This window comes from Angustibacter aerolatus (assembly GCF_054776675.1).
Genome location: NZ_BAAHBM010000024.1, coordinates 26125 through 41082, shown reverse-complemented (window position 1 = coordinate 41082; position 14958 = coordinate 26125). Strand labels below are relative to the sequence as shown.

The following is a 14958-nucleotide window of genomic DNA, read 5'->3' as shown; positions in this document are numbered from 1 at the left end:
CGCCGGCTCGCCCGACACCCCCGCCGCGCCCCCGGCCGCCGACCGCCGTCCGGCCGAGGCAGAGCGCCCCGCCCGGCCCGAGCCCGTGGCCGAGCGGTCGCACCTCGAGCCGCCGCCCACCAACCCGCTGCCGCAGCGCGTCGAGCAGCTGGCGCTGGCCGGCGACGTCACCTACACCCTGCCCGCCAACGAGGTGCTCGCCCCGGGGTCGCCGCACAAGACCCGCAGCGCCGCGAACGACCGGGTCGTCGAGGCGCTGAGCGGCGTGCTGGAGCAGTTCGACATCGACGCCCAGGTCACCGGCTTCACCCGCGGCCCGACGGTCACCCGCTACGAGGTCGAGCTCGGCAAGGGCACGAAGGTCGAGCGGGTCACCGCGCTGAGCAAGAACATCTCCTACGCGGTGGCCAGCGCCGACGTCCGCATCCTGTCGCCGATCCCCGGCAAGAGCGCCATCGGCATCGAGATCCCGAACACCGACCGCGAGAAGGTCAGCCTCGGCGACGTGCTGCGCAGCCAGGTGGCGCGCGACGCCAGCCACCCGCTCGTCATGGGCGTGGGCAAGGACGTCGAGGGCGGGTACGTCGTCGCGAACCTGGCGAAGATGCCGCACCTGCTCGTCGCGGGGGCCACCGGCGCCGGCAAGTCGAGCTTCGTGAACTCGATGATCACCTCGATCCTCATGCGGGCCACGCCCGACGAGGTGCGCATGGTGCTGGTCGACCCCAAGCGGGTCGAGCTCACCGGCTACGAGGGCATCCCGCACCTCATCACGCCGATCATCACGAACCCGAAGAAGGCGGCCGAGGCGCTGCAGTGGGTCGTGCGCGAGATGGACCTGCGCTACGACGACCTGGCCAACTTCGGCTACAAGCACGTCGACGACTTCAACAAGGCGGTGCGCGCCGGCAAGGTGCAGCCGCTGCCCGGCAGCAAGCGGGTCATCCACCCCTACCCGTACCTGCTGGTGATCGTCGACGAGCTGGCCGACCTGATGATGGTCGCCCCGCGCGACGTCGAGGACTGCATCGTCCGCATCACCCAGCTCGCCCGCGCCGCCGGCATCCACCTGGTGCTGGCCACCCAGCGGCCGAGCGTCGACGTCGTCACCGGCCTGATCAAGGCCAACGTGCCCAGCCGGATGGCGTTCGCCACCAGCAGCGTCACCGACAGCCGCGTCGTGCTCGACCAGCCGGGCGCCGAGAAGCTCATCGGCCAGGGTGACGCGCTGTTCCTGCCGATGGGCGCCAGCAAGGCGATGCGCGTGCAGGGCGCCTGGGTGACCGAGTCCGAGATCACCAAGGTCGTCGAGCACGTGAAGGGCCAGCTGAAGCCCAGCTACCGCGACGACGTGGTGGTCGCGCAGGCGAAGAAGCAGGTCGACGACGACATCGGCGACGACCTCGACCTGCTGCTGCAGGCCACCGAGCTGGTCGTCACCACCCAGTTCGGGTCGACGTCGATGCTGCAGCGCAAGCTGCGCGTCGGGTTCGCCAAGGCCGGGCGCCTCATGGACCTCATGGAGTCGCGCGGCGTGGTCGGTCCGAGCGAGGGCAGCAAGGCCCGCGACGTGCTGGTCAAGCCCGACGACCTGCCCGGCACGCTGGCGATGCTGCGCGGTGACGAGGCGCCCGCCGGCGACGACGACGAGTACGACCTGGTCGACGACGTCGACGGCGACGCCGGCGGCGAGGACGCCTGGGAGCTCACCGGGCGCGAGTAGCGGACGCGCTCGCGCCGGTCGGCGCCCCTCGCGTGCAGGGCTCGTGCGGACGTCGCGTCCGACAGGTGACCGCGGCGGCGGCGGGCCCACCGGCCACGTAGGATCGAGGTCGAGATCGCAGGGGACGGGACGGTGCACGCGTGAGCGACGAGCAGGTGCCCGAGCGCCCCGCGCTCGGCCGGGCGCTGTCCGCCGCGCGGGAGCAGCAGGGGCTGAGCACGGCCGAGGTGGCCGAGCGCATCAACCTGCGCGAGACGGTCGTGCGGGCCATCGAGGACGACGACTTCTCGCTCTGCGGCGGCGACGTCTACGCCCGCGGCCACCTGCGGGCCTACGCGCGACTGGTCGGCCTCGACGCCGCCCCGCTGCTCGACGCCTACGCCGCGCGCGGCGGCACGGCTCGTCCCGCGACGCCGGCACCGGCCGGCGGGGCGAGCGCGGCCCGCCCGGCGCACGCACCGGTCCCGCCGCTCGAGCGCAGCGGCGTGCCGCTCGAGCGCTCCGGCCCGCGGTGGTCGCTCGTCGTCGGCGCCGCCCTGAGCGTGCTCGTCGTCGTGCTGGTCGTGCAGCTCGTCGGCCAGCTGCGCGGCCCGGCCCGGCCGGCCACCGAGATCGCGGCCCCCGCCCGCACGGTGACGCCGTCCGCCTCGACGACCGGCACCTCGGCGCCGCAGCCCACCGGCGGGTCGAGCCCGACGTCGCAGCCTGCCCCGAGCCCGACGTCGGCCCCCGCACCCGGCGGCTCGGCGACGTCCGACGCGCCCCGGCCGCCGGCCGACGGCGTCGTGCTGGCGATGAAGGCCACCAAGGACTCGTGGGTGTCGGTGCGCGGTGCCTCCGGCGAGACCATGTTCAGCGGGCTGCTGAGCAGCGGCGAGAAGAAGCGGTTCACGGCCTCCGACGCGCTGAAGGTGACCCTCGGCAACGCGGGCGGTGTGCAGCTCACCGTCAACGGGCAGTCCGTCGGTGCCGCCGGGCGCAACGGCGAGGTCAAGCGCCTCACCATCAAGCCCGGCGACGCGTCGCTCACCTGACCTGGAGCGGGCCCGGGGCTAGCGGCGCGGGTGCCGCAGCTGCTCCTGCACCAGTGCCGCCAGCGCTGCCTGGCCGGCGGCGTTCGGGTGGAACGAGCCGGGGTCGACGGGCGAGAAGCCGGGGCCGCCGAGCTCGATGTCGTTGAACCAGGGGTCGTCGCTGCCGATGCCGTGCCCGGCGAACGCCTCGGTCGGGTCGACGAACTCCACACCCGCCTCGCGCGCGGCCGAGGCCAGCATCGCGTTCAGCTCGGCGCCCTTGGCGTTCATCCACACCTGGCTGTCGGCGTACAGCAGGTTGCGGTAGCTGTCGGAGGGGTCGTCCGGGAACAGCTGCGGGTAGCCGACGACGACCAGCCGGGCACCGGGCGCGGCGCGCGAGAGCGCGTCGCGGTACAGCTGCACGAGCTTCGGCTTGAGGTCGACGAGGTCCTGCGCGAACTTCGCGTCGTGCTTGCCCTGGCAGGTCGCGCCGTCCCACACGCAGTCGCGCAGCACGTCGGCGAACCCGACGTCGTTGCCGCCGACCGAGAACGTGATGAACGAGGTGTCCTTCGTGATCTGGTCGAGCTGCGCCCGCTCGTCGGCGTTGCCCCCGTTCGGGTTGCGAAAGTCCGTCGTGACCGCGCCCGAGCAGGCGGCGAAGCTCGACCCGCCCGCGAAGTCGTTGCTGCCGGCGACGATCTGTCCGTAGGCGTTGCCGCTGCGGTGGCAGTAGTTCTCCGGCTTCTTCGTGGTGTGGTCGCCCGGGATCAGGTGGTCGTCGAGGAACTGCCCGACGTGGTCCCAGGTGCTGTTCTCGTCGCGGTCGCTGTCGGGGGCGTAGTCGCCGGCCCCCTCACCCGACGAGAAGCTGTCGCCGAGGGCGACGTACCCGCCCGACACGGCCTGCTCGTACGGCGTGAGCGCCTGGCCGCCGCCGCCCGCGCCGGCCGCCTCGCAGTGCTCGCCGCCGGTGATGGTGCAGACGGCCTGCGACACCCGGCCCGCGAGCAGCTGCGGCGTCGACGACGTCGTGAGCAGCACGATGATCGCCGCGACCACCGTGACGATGCCGGTGAACTCCAGGGTGCCGACACCCCGGTCGGCCCGGTCGAGGCGCCGGGCGGCCGCCACCCGGGGCAGCGTGCTCACTCGGCGTCCCGCAGCAGGGCCTCGGCGGCGGTCGCCGCCTGCTCGACGACGCCGACGTCGCCGACCCGGCCGAGCGTGTACGACGTGACCAGCACGACGGTGCGGCCGCGCCGCATGAGCACGACGTCGGTGGGCACCGGCCGGTCGACGGCCTCCTGGTGCCAGGCCACCGAGTCGTCGGCGAACTGCCGCAGCTGCAGCGGCCGCACGCGCATCGTCGTCGACGCGCCGGACGCCGGGTCGGTGGCGCTGGTCTCCCCGCAGGAGCGCAGCGCCTGGCGCATCGCGACCAGCACCTCGGCCTGGCTGTCGTCGCCGTAGCGCCGCACGCGCTGCTCGACGAACGGTCCGACGCCGCTGCGGGCGAACCGCCGCGTCGCGGTCTCGGCGGGCGGCCGCGGCTCGAGGTCGACCCCGCACAGCGTCATCCGGTAGCCCGGCGCGGCCTGTCCGGTGCTCTCGCGGAACCCGTCCGGCAGCCGGGTCGCGTCGACCAGCAGCGGCTGCAGCGCCTCGCTGGTGGTGGCGCCTTGGCCGGCGCCGGGCGACCCCGTGGGGGACCCGCTGGGCTGCGCGTCGCCCGCGGCACCGGCGACCCCCTCCGTCGCGGGTCCGCCGGTGCCGCAGGCGCAGACCGCCCCCAGCAGCGCCGTGACCACCACGAGCCGTCCGAGCCGTGCGACGTGTCCCACCCGTGCCTCCCTGCAGCGGCGCCTGTGCGGCGAGCCTAGGGACGAATCGGGCACGGGGGATGGGCCCTGCGACCGGGATCGGCCGCGCCGAGCCGGGCCCTGGGGCCTAGTCGCGGGTGGGCCTCAGCGGTGGTCGTACCACTGCACGAAGAGCAGCCAGGCCGGCCAGAGCACGCACAGCACGGCCAGCACGACGCCGGCGCGCGAGGGCCGGCCGTCGCGGGCGGCGCGCCGGGCGGCCAGCACCCCGGCGCCGCCGAGCAGCAGCATGCCGACGCCCATCGTGACCAGCGTCGCGCCGGACGACGCGCGGCTCGTGGCGGTCACCGTGCGCTCGAAGAACACCTGCCGCCCGACGCCCACCACCAGCAGCGGGACGGCGACCGCCGCGGCCACCAGGCAGACGGTCGCCGGCCACCCCCCGGGGCGCCGCGTGCCGGTCGCGCGGTCGGTCGACTGGCCGGGCATGGCGGGCAGTGTGCCACCCCCCATCTACAGTTGGGGGCATGCCCGCTCGCACCGTCGCCCTCGTGACGCTGGGCTGCACCCGCAACGAGGTCGACTCCGAGGAGCTCGCCGGCCGGCTCGAGCAGCAGGGGTGGACCCTCGTCGACGACGCGGCCGACGCCGACGTCGCCGTCGTCAACACCTGCGGCTTCGTCGAGCAGGCCAAGAAGGACTCCGTCGACGCGCTGCTCGAGGCCTCCCAGCTGCGCGACGACGCCGGGTCGCGGACGTCGGCCGTCGTCGCCGTCGGCTGCCTGGCCGAGCGCTACGGCGAGCAGCTGGCCGCGAGCCTGCCCGAGGCGGACGCCGTGCTCGGGTTCGACTCCTACGCCGACCTGTCGAGCCACCTCGGGGCGGTGCTGCACGGCGAGCGCCCCGCCTCGCACGCCCCGCGCGACCGCCGGCAGCTGCTGCCGCTGAGCCCCGCGACCCGCCAGGGCCAGCAGGGCGTCGCGGTGCCCGGGCACGGCCAGCCGGGTGGGTCGGCGCTGCCCGTCGCGCCCGCGCCCGTGCTCGACCTGCCCGAGGGCGTCGCCCCGGCGTCCGGCCCGAGGGTGGTGCGCCGCCGGCTCGACGGGCGGCCGTGGGCGCCGCTGAAGATCGCCAGCGGCTGCGACCGGCGCTGCGCGTTCTGCGCGATCCCCTCGTTCCGCGGCGCGTTCCTGTCGCGGCGGCCGGCCGACGTGCTCACCGAGGCCCGCTGGCTCGCCGAGCAGGGCGTGCGCGAGCTGTTCCTGGTGAGCGAGAACTCCACCTCGTACGGCAAGGACCTCGGCGACCTGCGGCTGCTCGAGACGATGCTGCCCGAGCTGGCCGCGATCGACGGCGTCGACCGGGTGCGGGTGTCGTACCTGCAGCCCGCCGAGATGCGGCCCGGCCTGCTCGAGGCGATGACCAGCACGCCCGGCGTCGTCCCGTACTTCGACCTGTCGTTCCAGCACGCGTCGGCGCCGCTGCTGCGCCGGATGCGCCGGTTCGGTGGCACCGAGGCGTTCCTCGGCCTGCTCGAGCAGGTGCGTGCGGCGGCCCCGGAGGCCGGCGTCCGGTCCAACGTCATCGTCGGCTTCCCCGGCGAGACCGACGACGACGTCGCCGAGCTCGAGCGGTTCCTGCAGGCCGCGCGGCTCGACGTCGTCGGCGTGTTCGGGTACTCCGACGAGGACGGCACCGAGGCGGAGTCCTACGACGGCAAGCTGCCCGACGAGGTGGTCGCCGAGCGCCTCGCCCGGGTCACCGACCTCGTCGAGCAGCTCACCGACCAGCGCGCCGGCGAGCGCGTCGGCAGCGTCGTGCAGGTGCTCGTCGAGGAGCTGCACGACGAGGGCGAGGGCACGCTGGTCGCCGAGGGGCGCGCCGAGCAGCAGGGCCCCGACGTCGACGGCACCACCACGCTTCCCGCCGGCGACCTGCGTCCCGGCGACGTCGTGCCCGCCCGGGTGGTGGCGCACGAGGGCGTCGACCTGCTCGCCGAGCAGTGCGGGCCCGCGTCGCGCCGGGCCGGGTCGTGACCGGCGTCGACGAACCGCTCGACGCGATGGCGACGCCGCCCAGCCCGGCCGCCAGCCCGTGGAACCTCGCGAACGGCCTGACCGGGTTCCGCGTCGCGCTGGTGCCGCTGTTCGGGTGGCTGCTGCTGCACGACGACGGCCGCTCGACCGGCTGGCGGCTGCTCGCCTTCGGCGCCTTCGCGCTCGCGTCGGTCACCGACCGGGTCGACGGCGAGGTCGCCCGCCGGCAGGACACCGTCACCGACGTCGGCAAGATCGCCGACCCCATCGCCGACAAGGCGCTCATCGGCATGGCCCTGGTGGGGCTGTCGCTGATCGGCGACCTGCCGTGGTGGATCACCGTCGTGGTGCTGGTGCGCGAGCTCGGCGTCACGGCCCTGCGCTTCGTCGTCATCCGGCACGGCGTGATCCCGGCCAGCCGCGGCGGCAAGGCCAAGACGCTGCTGCAGGTCGTCGCGATCGGGCTGTTCGTGCTGCCGCTCTCGGGCGCCCTGCACGTGCTCGCGTGGGTCGTCATGGCGGTCGCCGTGCTCGTCACAGTGGTCACCGGCCTCGACTACGTCGCCCGCGCCGTCCGCCTGCGCCGCGGCAGCGAGCGCACCCGCCGCAAGCGGGCGGCCCGGCCGTGACCCTTCCGGGGCGGCTGGCGCTCGTGTCGGGTCCGGCCGCGCCGCGGCCGCGAGCGCACCCGCCGCACGCGGGCGGCCCAGCGGTGCCCCTTCCCGGGCGGCGCGCGCTCGTGTCGTGGCGACCTTCGGGCTCTGCGCGGACGGGTGGCCCGCGGCCGCGCGGCCGCGGGACGGTGTGCCCGTGACGCTGCCGCTGGCCCCGCTGCCCCCCGACGACGGCCCCGACCCGCTGCCCGAGCTCCGTGAGGCGCTCGCCGACGCGGCCGCCGACGCGGCCCGCACCCTGCTGGCCGCCGGAGCCACCGTCGCCACCGCCGAGTCGCTGACCGGCGGCATGCTGGGCGCCGCCCTGACCGCCGTGCCGGGCGTCTCGGCCGCCTACCGCGGTGGGGTCGTGAGCTACGCGACCGACCTGAAGCACGCCCTGCTCGGCGTCGACGCCGACCTCCTGGCGCGCGAGGGCGCGGTGCACCCCGACGTCGCCCGCGCCATGGCCCTCGGCGTGCGCGACCGGCTCGGCGCCGACTGGGGGATCGCCACCACCGGCGTCGCCGGCCCCGACCCGCAGGACGGCCGGCCCGCCGGCACCGTCTACGTCGCCGTCGCCGGTGCGGCGGGCTCCGCGGGCCCGGTCGCCGTCGCGTACGACGCGTCGGGTCCGGCGTCCGGTCTCGAGCCGGTGCGGCTGCGCACCGGCGACGACGTGCCGCGGCTGCTCGCGGCGCGCGTGGCCGAGGCCGGCTGAGACCGCCCGCGCGGCCACCCCTCCCGTCGGAAGACGGTGGGCACCACGGACGTTGAGCCGAGTGGATGGTCGCGCCGTCCGCTCCGGGCGGACACGGCCGTCCGGGCACCCGTTGCAGACCCACCACGGGGTACGGTTGCCTGTGTCGCCGCACCCGGCCTGCACCGGCCGGTCCGCGACGACGACGAGTCAGGGAGGCGTCATGGTGCTGCTCCGCCAAGAGCTGGGCGACGTGCTGCGCGAAGAGCGGCAGCAGCAGCGCCGCACGCTGCGCGAGGTCTCCGCCGCTGCCCGCGTCTCCCTCGGCTACCTCAGCGAGGTCGAGCGCGGCCAGAAGGAGGCCTCGAGCGAGCTGCTCGCCTCCATCTGCGGCGCCCTCGAGCTCCCCATGTCGATCGTGCTCAGCCAGGTCAGCGAGCGCGTCGCCGAGACCGAGCGCACCGAGGCCGGCGTCGCCTCCCTGCCCGTCCCGGCCCGCGCCACCGGCCTGGTCAGCGCCGCCTGAGCTCAGCCCCACCCGCTCCACGAAGCCGCCGGCCCCGTGCCGGCGGCTTCGTGCTGCCCGGCCCGTCGTGCGCCGACCGGTCTGCCCACGACCGTCGGCACCGGTCCGGCCAGCACCTGCCGGCGTCCGCACTGCGCCGCCTCGAGCGGGCCGGTGGCCGTGTGGCCAGCCGTCGCCCTCGGTGCCGAGATGAGACCAGTGGTTGCCCCCCGGTCCGGCCGGTCCACCACGAGTCGCATCTCGGCCACGTGCACGCCCTCCCCGTCCCGCGCACGCACTCCCGCCGAGTTGCCACGTTCGGGGCACGCTCCGCGACCTGGGTGCCCCAGAAGTGGCGGCTCGGCAGGACGTCTCGCGCCGAGGCGAGGGGCCCGGGGCAGGGCATCTGCGTGGACCGGCCGGACGGGTGCGGGGCGTGGGCCGAGCGTCAGCGGTAGCGGGGCTCGCGACGTCCGCCGGCACCGCGCCGCGAGCGGGCTCCCGACCCGAGGGGGCGCTGCGTGCGACCGTCGTCGGTGGGGCGCGGGCCCTGCTGACAGCTGGGGCAGTAGAAGCCGGTGCGGTCGGTCGGCGGCGGACCGACGGGGGCCACGCGCACCGTCGTCCCGCACCGCCAGCAGGGGCGGCCGGAGCGGCCGTGCACCCACTTGTCGCGGCCGGGCCGGGCGTCGCCCGTGGTCACCTGCACCGCCCGCTCGCGGTTCAGGTCGAGCAGCCGGTGCTCGAGGTCGAGCAGCGCCTCGAGCCCGCCGCCGGTGTCGACGTCGGCGACCGGCGTCCAGGGTGTGACGCCGCGCAGGAACAGCGCCTCCGCCATGAACATGGTGCCGACGCCCGCGAGCACCCGCTGGTCGAGCAGGGTCTCGCCGACGGTGCGCTGCGGGTCGGCCCGCATCGTCGCGAGCACCGCGTCCGGGTCCCAGTCGGCGCCCAGGACGTCGGGTCCGAGGTGACCGACCAGCTGCGGCTCCTGGGCGGTGGGGACGACGTCGAGCATGCCGAGCTTGTGGCCGACCGCGGTCCACTCGGCGTTGGCGAGCACCGCTCGCACCTCGTGCTCGGTGCGGGCCGACCCCCACGGCCCACCGGTGCGGTGCACGTGCCACGAGCCCTCCATGCGCAGGTGGCTGTGCACGGTGACCGGCGGGTCGCCGTCGATGCGGCACAGCACGTGCTTCCCTCGCGACACCACCTCGAGCACGGTGCGCCCGCTCAGGTCGATCGTGGCGATCGACGGCCAGCGGAAGTCGCACGTGGTGAGCTCCCGGCCGGCGAGCGCGCGGTGCAGCCGGTCGGCCGTCCGCCAGACCACGTCTCCCTCAGGCACCCGGCCATCGTCGGGCACGGGGGAGCGCGCCGCACCAGGGGCGCCGTCGCTGACCCGCTCGACCTCGCACCGGCTCGCTCGTGCGCAACGACTCGCCCGCGCGCGCACGGACCTCTCTCGCGCACGGACGCTTCGGCCGGGCAATCACGCGCTCGGCCGTGCACCGACTCGCTCGGCCGTGCACCGACTCGCTCGGCCGTGCATCCACTCGCCCGATACGTACCGACCGGCTCGGCCTCGCACCAGGGGACAGCAACGGTCACCGGCCGGTTCCGGCGGCACCGGCCAGGTCAGGTGCCGCCTGCCGGGTCGGCCGTGCCCCTGTCCGTCAGCACCTGCAGGTCAGCCGCGCAGCCGCAGGCCGCGGGGGGTGGTGTGGAAGCCGGCCGCGCCGAGCGCCGCGACGAGCGGGTGGTCGGACCCGAGCAGCCCGGCCCCGTCGGCCCGCTCGACGGTGAGCCGCCCCAGCGCCCCCTCGCGGACGGCGAGCGCGAGGGCGTCGGCTGCGGCGCCGAGTCGCTCGGGGTCGTCGGTGTACGACAGCAGCGTGCGGCCACCCCGCTCGACGTAGAGCACCAGCTCGCCGCCGTGCAGCACGACGAGCGCGCCGGCCTTGCGGCCCGGCTTGTGCTGACCCCGTCGGCCGGCGCTCGCGGGCTCCGGCTCGTCGGCTTCGGCTGCGCTGCCGGGGGTGGGTTGCGACCGTTCCGGCCAGGGCAGCGCCGCGCCGTAGGGGTTGGCCGGATCGGCTGCGGCCACGACGAGCGCCCCCGCCGCGCCGTCGCCGATGGCCCGCAGCCGGTCGACGGCTCCGGGTGTGGAGAACTGCGCTGCCCCCAGGCCCTCGACGAAGTAACCGCGCCGCACGCGGCCGGCGTCCTCGAACGCCGACAGCACCCGGTAGACGCCGGCGAACCCGCCCGGCACCCCTTCGGCGACGACGGCGCCGCGGGTGACGACCCCGTGCCGTTCGAGCAGCTGCTCGGCGATCGCGGCGGAGCGCACCGTCACCTGCGGCTCGCGCTCGGGCAGCGCAGACCAGCGGCCGGCGGTGGTCGGGGGTCCGCCGCGGACCCCTGCTCGGCCGCCGACCGACGCGGTGGCAAGCGGCCCGGTCATCGACCCCAGCCGCGGGCGGCCGGGCCGGCGGCCGCTGTAGCGGCTCGAGCGGGGTCCGCTGCGCGTCGTCTTGTGGGCGGTGCGGCCGCCGGCCAACCGGGCTCGCAGCGGCGCGAGCGTGTCGCCGGTGATGCGGCCGGCCCACACGAGGTCCCACAGCACCTCGGTGAGCGTCGCGTCGTCGGGTGCACCCACGGTGTCGGCCAGCGGTCGGAAGAAGTAGGCACCACCGCCGCCCAGCGCGTCGAGCACCGCCTGGTGCAGCGGCCCGAGCTCGAGCTCACCCTCCTCGGGGAGGGTCAGGTGCGCGGTGTCGGCGAGGTGCAGGCTGACCCACCCGTCGTCGCCGGGCAACGACCCGTGCCCCGACCACAGCACCTCACCGGTGGCCGTCAGCTGGTCGAGCAGCCCGGGCGACCAGCCGGCCACCCGGCTGGGCAGCACCAGCGTCTCCAGCGCGCTGGCGGGCACCAGCGCGCCCGCCAGCTGGTCGACGGCCCGCAGCAGGCCGTCCTCCCCGCGCCAGCGGCTGCCGTCGGCGGCGGAGGCGCCCACCCCCTGCCAGGCCGGCACGAAGCGCGCGAGATCGGCCGCGGGCACCGGCTCGACCTGCTGCCGCAAGGCGGCCAGCGAACGCCGGCGCAGCGTGCGCAGCACCTCGGCGTCGCAGACCTCCAGCCCGGTGCCGCCCGGTCGCAGCTCGCCCTCGACCAGCCGGCCGGTGCCCACCAGGCGGCGGACGGCGGTCGCCGCGACGGCCGTGCCCAGTCCGAAGCGGGCGGCCAGCTGGGCGGTGGTGAACGGACCGCGCGTGCGGGCGTAGCGGGCGACCAGCTCGCCGAGCGGGTCGGGCACCGGTTCGAGGAACGCCTCGGGCAGTCCGACCGGCAGCGGGGTGCCGAGCGCGTCCTGCAGCCGGCCGGCGTCCTCGACGACGGCCCACCGGTCCTCACCGGCGATGCGGACGGCGATCACCCGGCGGGCCTGCTCGAGCCCGGTCAGCCACTCGGCCGCCGACTCGGGGTGCTGCGACCGCTCGGCGACCTCGGCCGTCGACAGCGGACCCAGCACGCGCAGCAGGTCGGCGACGTCCTCGGCGTCGCGGGTGCGGCGGGTCTCGGCCAGGTGCTGCAGCTCCTGCTCGGTGCGCTCGACCGCCTCCGGGTCGAGCAGCTCGCGCAGGGCCGCGCCCTCGCCGCCCAGCAGCTCGGACAGCAGCGTCGGATCGAGGGCCAGCGCGGCGGCGCGGCGTTCGGCCAGCGGTGAGTCGCCCTCGTACAGGAACTGCGCGACGTACCCGAACAGCAGGCTGCGGGCGAACGGCGACGGGCGCTGCGTCTCGACCTCGACCAGCCGCACCCGGCGGGCCTGCAGGTCGCGCATGAGCTCGACGAGCCCCGGGACGTCGAACACGTCCTGCAGGCACTCGCGCACGGTCTCGAGCACGATCGGGAACGACGGGTAGCCGCTGGCGACCTCGAGCAGCTGTGCGGCGCGCTGACGCTGCTGCCACAGCGGCGAGCGCTGCCCCGGACGTCGGCGGGGAAGCAGCAGCGCCCGACCGGCGCACTCGCGGAACCGGGAGGCGAACAGCGCCGAGCTGCCGATCTCGTTGGTGACCAGCTCGGCGACGTCGTCGGGCTCGAGCAGCACCAGGTCGGCGACCTCGGGCGCGGCGCCTCCCTCGAGCTCGACGTCGGGCAGCCGGATGACCAGGCCGTCGTCGCCGTGCATCGCCTGCACGTCGACCCCGAACCGTTCGCGCATGCGTGCCGCGATGGCCAGCGACCAGGGGGCGTGCACCTGCGCACCGAAGGGGGAGTGCAGCACGACGCGCCAGTCGCCCAGCTCGTCGCGGAACCGCTCGACGATCAGCGTGCGGTCGTCGGGCACGTGCCCGGTGGCCTCGCGCTGCTCGCCGAGGTAGGAGAGCAGGTTGTCGGTGGCCCACTCGTCGAGCCCCGCCTCGGACACCCGCGCCCGCGCGTCGGACTCGCTGAGGCCGACCACCTCGCGCACGAACGCCCCGACGGCCCGTCCCAGCTCGGCCGGGCGCCCGAGGGCGTCGCCGTGCCAGAACGGCAGCTTGCCGGGCACCCCGGGAGCCGGCGTGACGAGCACCCGGTCGTGCGTGATGTCCTCGATGCGCCACGACGACGAGCCGAGGGTGAACACGTCGCCGACGCGCGACTCGTAGACCATCTCCTCGTCGAGCTCGCCGACGCGCCGCCCGGGTCCCTCGCCGGTCGCGAGGAAGACGCCGTACAGGCCGCGGTCGGGGATGGTGCCGCCGCTGGTGACGGCGAGTCGCTGGGCGCCCGGCCGCGCGGTGAGCACGTCGCCGTGGCGGTCCCAGACCAGCCGCGGCCGCAGCTCGGCGAACTCCTCGCTGGGGTAGCGGCCGGCCAGCATGTCGAGCACCGCCTCGAGCACCGTGCGCGGCAGCGCGGCGAACGGCGCGGCCCGCTGCACCAGCCGCTGCAGGTCGTCGACCGTCCACTCGTCCATCGCGACCATCGCGACGACCTGCTGGGCCAGCACGTCGAGGGGGTTGGCCGGCACCCGCAGCGCCTCGATGGCGCCCGCCCGCATCCGCTCGACGACGACCGCCGTCTGCACCAGGTCGCCCCGGAACTTGGGGAACAGCACCCCGCGCGAGACGGCGCCGACCTGGTGCCCGGCGCGACCGACGCGCTGCAGGCCCGAGGCCACGCTGGGCGGGGACTCGACCTGCACGACCAGGTCGACCGCGCCCATGTCGATGCCGAGCTCGAGCGAGCTGGTCGCGACCACGGCGGGCAGCCGCCCGGCCTTCAGGTCCTCCTCGATGAGCGAGCGCTGCTCGCGGCTCACGGACCCGTGGTGCGCCCGCGCGAGCACCGAGGGCGCGCCCGTCGAGGCACCCGCCTGCGCCATCACCTGCGCCGGCGCGCGGGTCGGCGCAGTCGCGGGGGCCGGGCCCGGGGCCGGGGCCGCGGAGAGGTCGACGACCGCGCCGTCCCCGCTCTCGCCGCCGTCCGCCGGACCGGCCAGCCGCTCCTCCCACACCTCGTTCAGCCGTGCGGTGAGCCGCTCCGCGAGCCGCCGGGAGTTGGCGAACACCAGCGTCGACCGGTGCTGCGACACCAGGTCGACGACCCGCTCCTCGACGTGCGGCCAGATGGAGGCGCGCTGCGGGTCGCCCGCGGCCGGCCCGGACAGGTCGTCGGTCGGTTCGCCGATCGCGCCGAGGTCGGGCACGGGGACGACGACGCGCAGGTCGAACTGCTTGGTCGAGGTCGGCTGGACGATGCTCACCGGGCGGCCGCCGGCGAGGAACCGTGCGACCTCGTCGACCGGGCGCACCGTCGCCGACAGCCCGACGCGCTGCGCCGGCTTCTCGAGCAGGGCGTCGAGCCGCTCGAGGGTCAGGGCCAGGTGCGCGCCGCGCTTGGTGCCGGCCACCGCGTGCACCTCGTCGAGGATCACCGTCTCCACGCCGGCCAGCTGCTCGCGGGCGCGCGAGGTGAGCAGGAGGAAGAGCGACTCGGGCGTCGTGATCAGCACGTCGGACGGCGTGCGCGCGAAGGCCCGCCGCTCGGCGGCCGGGGTGTCGCCCGACCGCACCGAGACCGACACCTGGGGCTCGGGCAGCCCCAGCCGCGAGCTGGCCTGGCGGATACCGGTGAGCGGCGAGCGGAGGTTGCGCTCGACGTCGACCGCCAGCGCCTTCAGCGGCGAGACGTAGAGCACCCGGCAGCGTCGGTTGGGCTCCGCCGGGGGCGGTGTGGCGGCCAGCCGGTCGAGCGCCCACAGGAACGCCGACAGCGTCTTGCCGGATCCGGTCGGTGCGACGACCAGCGCGTGCTCACCGCGGGAGATGGCCGACCAGGCCCCGGCCTGCGCGGGCGTGGGCTCGCGGAACGCGCCCTCGAACCACGCACGGGTCGCGGGGGAGAAGTCGCTCAGCGGGTCGGCCACGTGCCGATGCTGCCAGCCGCCACCGACAACGCCAGGCCGACGACGTCCCGTGACGCGGTCCGGTGGCCGCGTGCC

11 protein-coding genes are annotated in these 14958 nt (G+C 75.9%); 6 read left to right on the top strand and 5 right to left on the bottom strand.

The window, feature by feature from the left end; genetic code table 11:
- Both ACYVI6_RS08095 and ACYVI6_RS08090 read left to right on the top strand, forming a co-directional pair.
- The coding region (locus tag ACYVI6_RS08095) for a DNA translocase FtsK (protein WP_460445880.1) at window positions 1-1723 on the top strand (1723 nt) is incomplete at its 5' end.
- A 140-nt stretch (window positions 1724-1863) separates the two neighbouring features.
- Complete coding sequence (locus tag ACYVI6_RS08090) at window positions 1864-2757, top strand: helix-turn-helix domain-containing protein (RefSeq protein WP_460445879.1); 894 nt, start codon at window positions 1864-1866, stop codon at window positions 2755-2757.
- 18 nt (window positions 2758-2775) lie between these two features.
- On the opposite strand, the gene ACYVI6_RS08085 is transcribed toward ACYVI6_RS08090, so the two are convergent.
- The 3 genes from ACYVI6_RS08085 to ACYVI6_RS08075 all read right to left on the bottom strand — a co-directional run bounded on the left by ACYVI6_RS08085 (window position 2776) and on the right by ACYVI6_RS08075 (window position 5051).
- Window positions 2776-3891 (bottom strand): SGNH/GDSL hydrolase family protein, encoded by a 1116-nt coding sequence (locus tag ACYVI6_RS08085; RefSeq protein ID WP_460445878.1) that lies wholly within the window; start codon window positions 3889-3891, stop codon window positions 2776-2778.
- The gene (locus tag ACYVI6_RS08080; RefSeq protein WP_284287495.1) at window positions 3888-4583 is read right to left on the bottom strand and encodes a hypothetical protein; all 696 of its coding nucleotides are present in this window, start codon (window positions 4581-4583) and stop codon (window positions 3888-3890) included. The genes ACYVI6_RS08085 and ACYVI6_RS08080 overlap by 4 nt, the downstream gene beginning before the upstream one ends.
- A gap of 123 nt (window positions 4584-4706) precedes the next feature.
- Window positions 4707-5051, bottom strand: a complete 345-nt coding sequence (locus tag ACYVI6_RS08075; RefSeq protein ID WP_460445877.1) for a hypothetical protein — start codon at window positions 5049-5051, stop codon at window positions 4707-4709.
- Between the two features lie 38 nt (window positions 5052-5089).
- On the opposite strand from ACYVI6_RS08075, the gene rimO reads away from it, so the two are divergent.
- From rimO to ACYVI6_RS08055, 4 genes are all read left to right on the top strand, one after another.
- Window positions 5090-6598, top strand: a complete 1509-nt coding sequence (gene rimO / locus ACYVI6_RS08070; protein ID WP_460445876.1) for a 30S ribosomal protein S12 methylthiotransferase RimO — start codon at window positions 5090-5092, stop codon at window positions 6596-6598.
- A 26-nt stretch (window positions 6599-6624) separates the two neighbouring features.
- Window positions 6625-7227: a CDP-diacylglycerol--glycerol-3-phosphate 3-phosphatidyltransferase gene (gene pgsA / locus ACYVI6_RS08065; protein WP_284290987.1), complete on the top strand. Its 603-nt coding sequence runs from the start codon at window positions 6625-6627 to the stop codon at window positions 7225-7227.
- A 187-nt stretch (window positions 7228-7414) separates the two neighbouring features.
- A complete protein-coding gene (locus ACYVI6_RS08060; protein ID WP_460445883.1) occupies window positions 7415-7972 on the top strand; it encodes a CinA family protein in 558 nt (185 codons plus the stop codon).
- 202 nt (window positions 7973-8174) lie between these two features.
- Window positions 8175-8477, top strand: coding sequence for a helix-turn-helix domain-containing protein (locus ACYVI6_RS08055; protein ID WP_460445875.1), 303 nt, complete (start codon window positions 8175-8177; stop codon window positions 8475-8477).
- Window positions 8478-8904: 427 nt separating this feature from the next.
- Here ACYVI6_RS08055 and ACYVI6_RS08050 read toward each other — a convergent pair whose 3' ends face one another.
- Window positions 8905-9804 (bottom strand): DNA-formamidopyrimidine glycosylase family protein, encoded by a 900-nt coding sequence (locus ACYVI6_RS08050; protein WP_460445874.1) that lies wholly within the window; start codon window positions 9802-9804, stop codon window positions 8905-8907.
- A 342-nt stretch (window positions 9805-10146) separates the two neighbouring features.
- Window positions 10147-14883 (bottom strand): ATP-dependent helicase, encoded by a 4737-nt coding sequence (locus ACYVI6_RS08045; protein ID WP_460445873.1) that lies wholly within the window; start codon window positions 14881-14883, stop codon window positions 10147-10149.
- Between the last annotated feature and the right edge of the window lie 75 nt (window positions 14884-14958).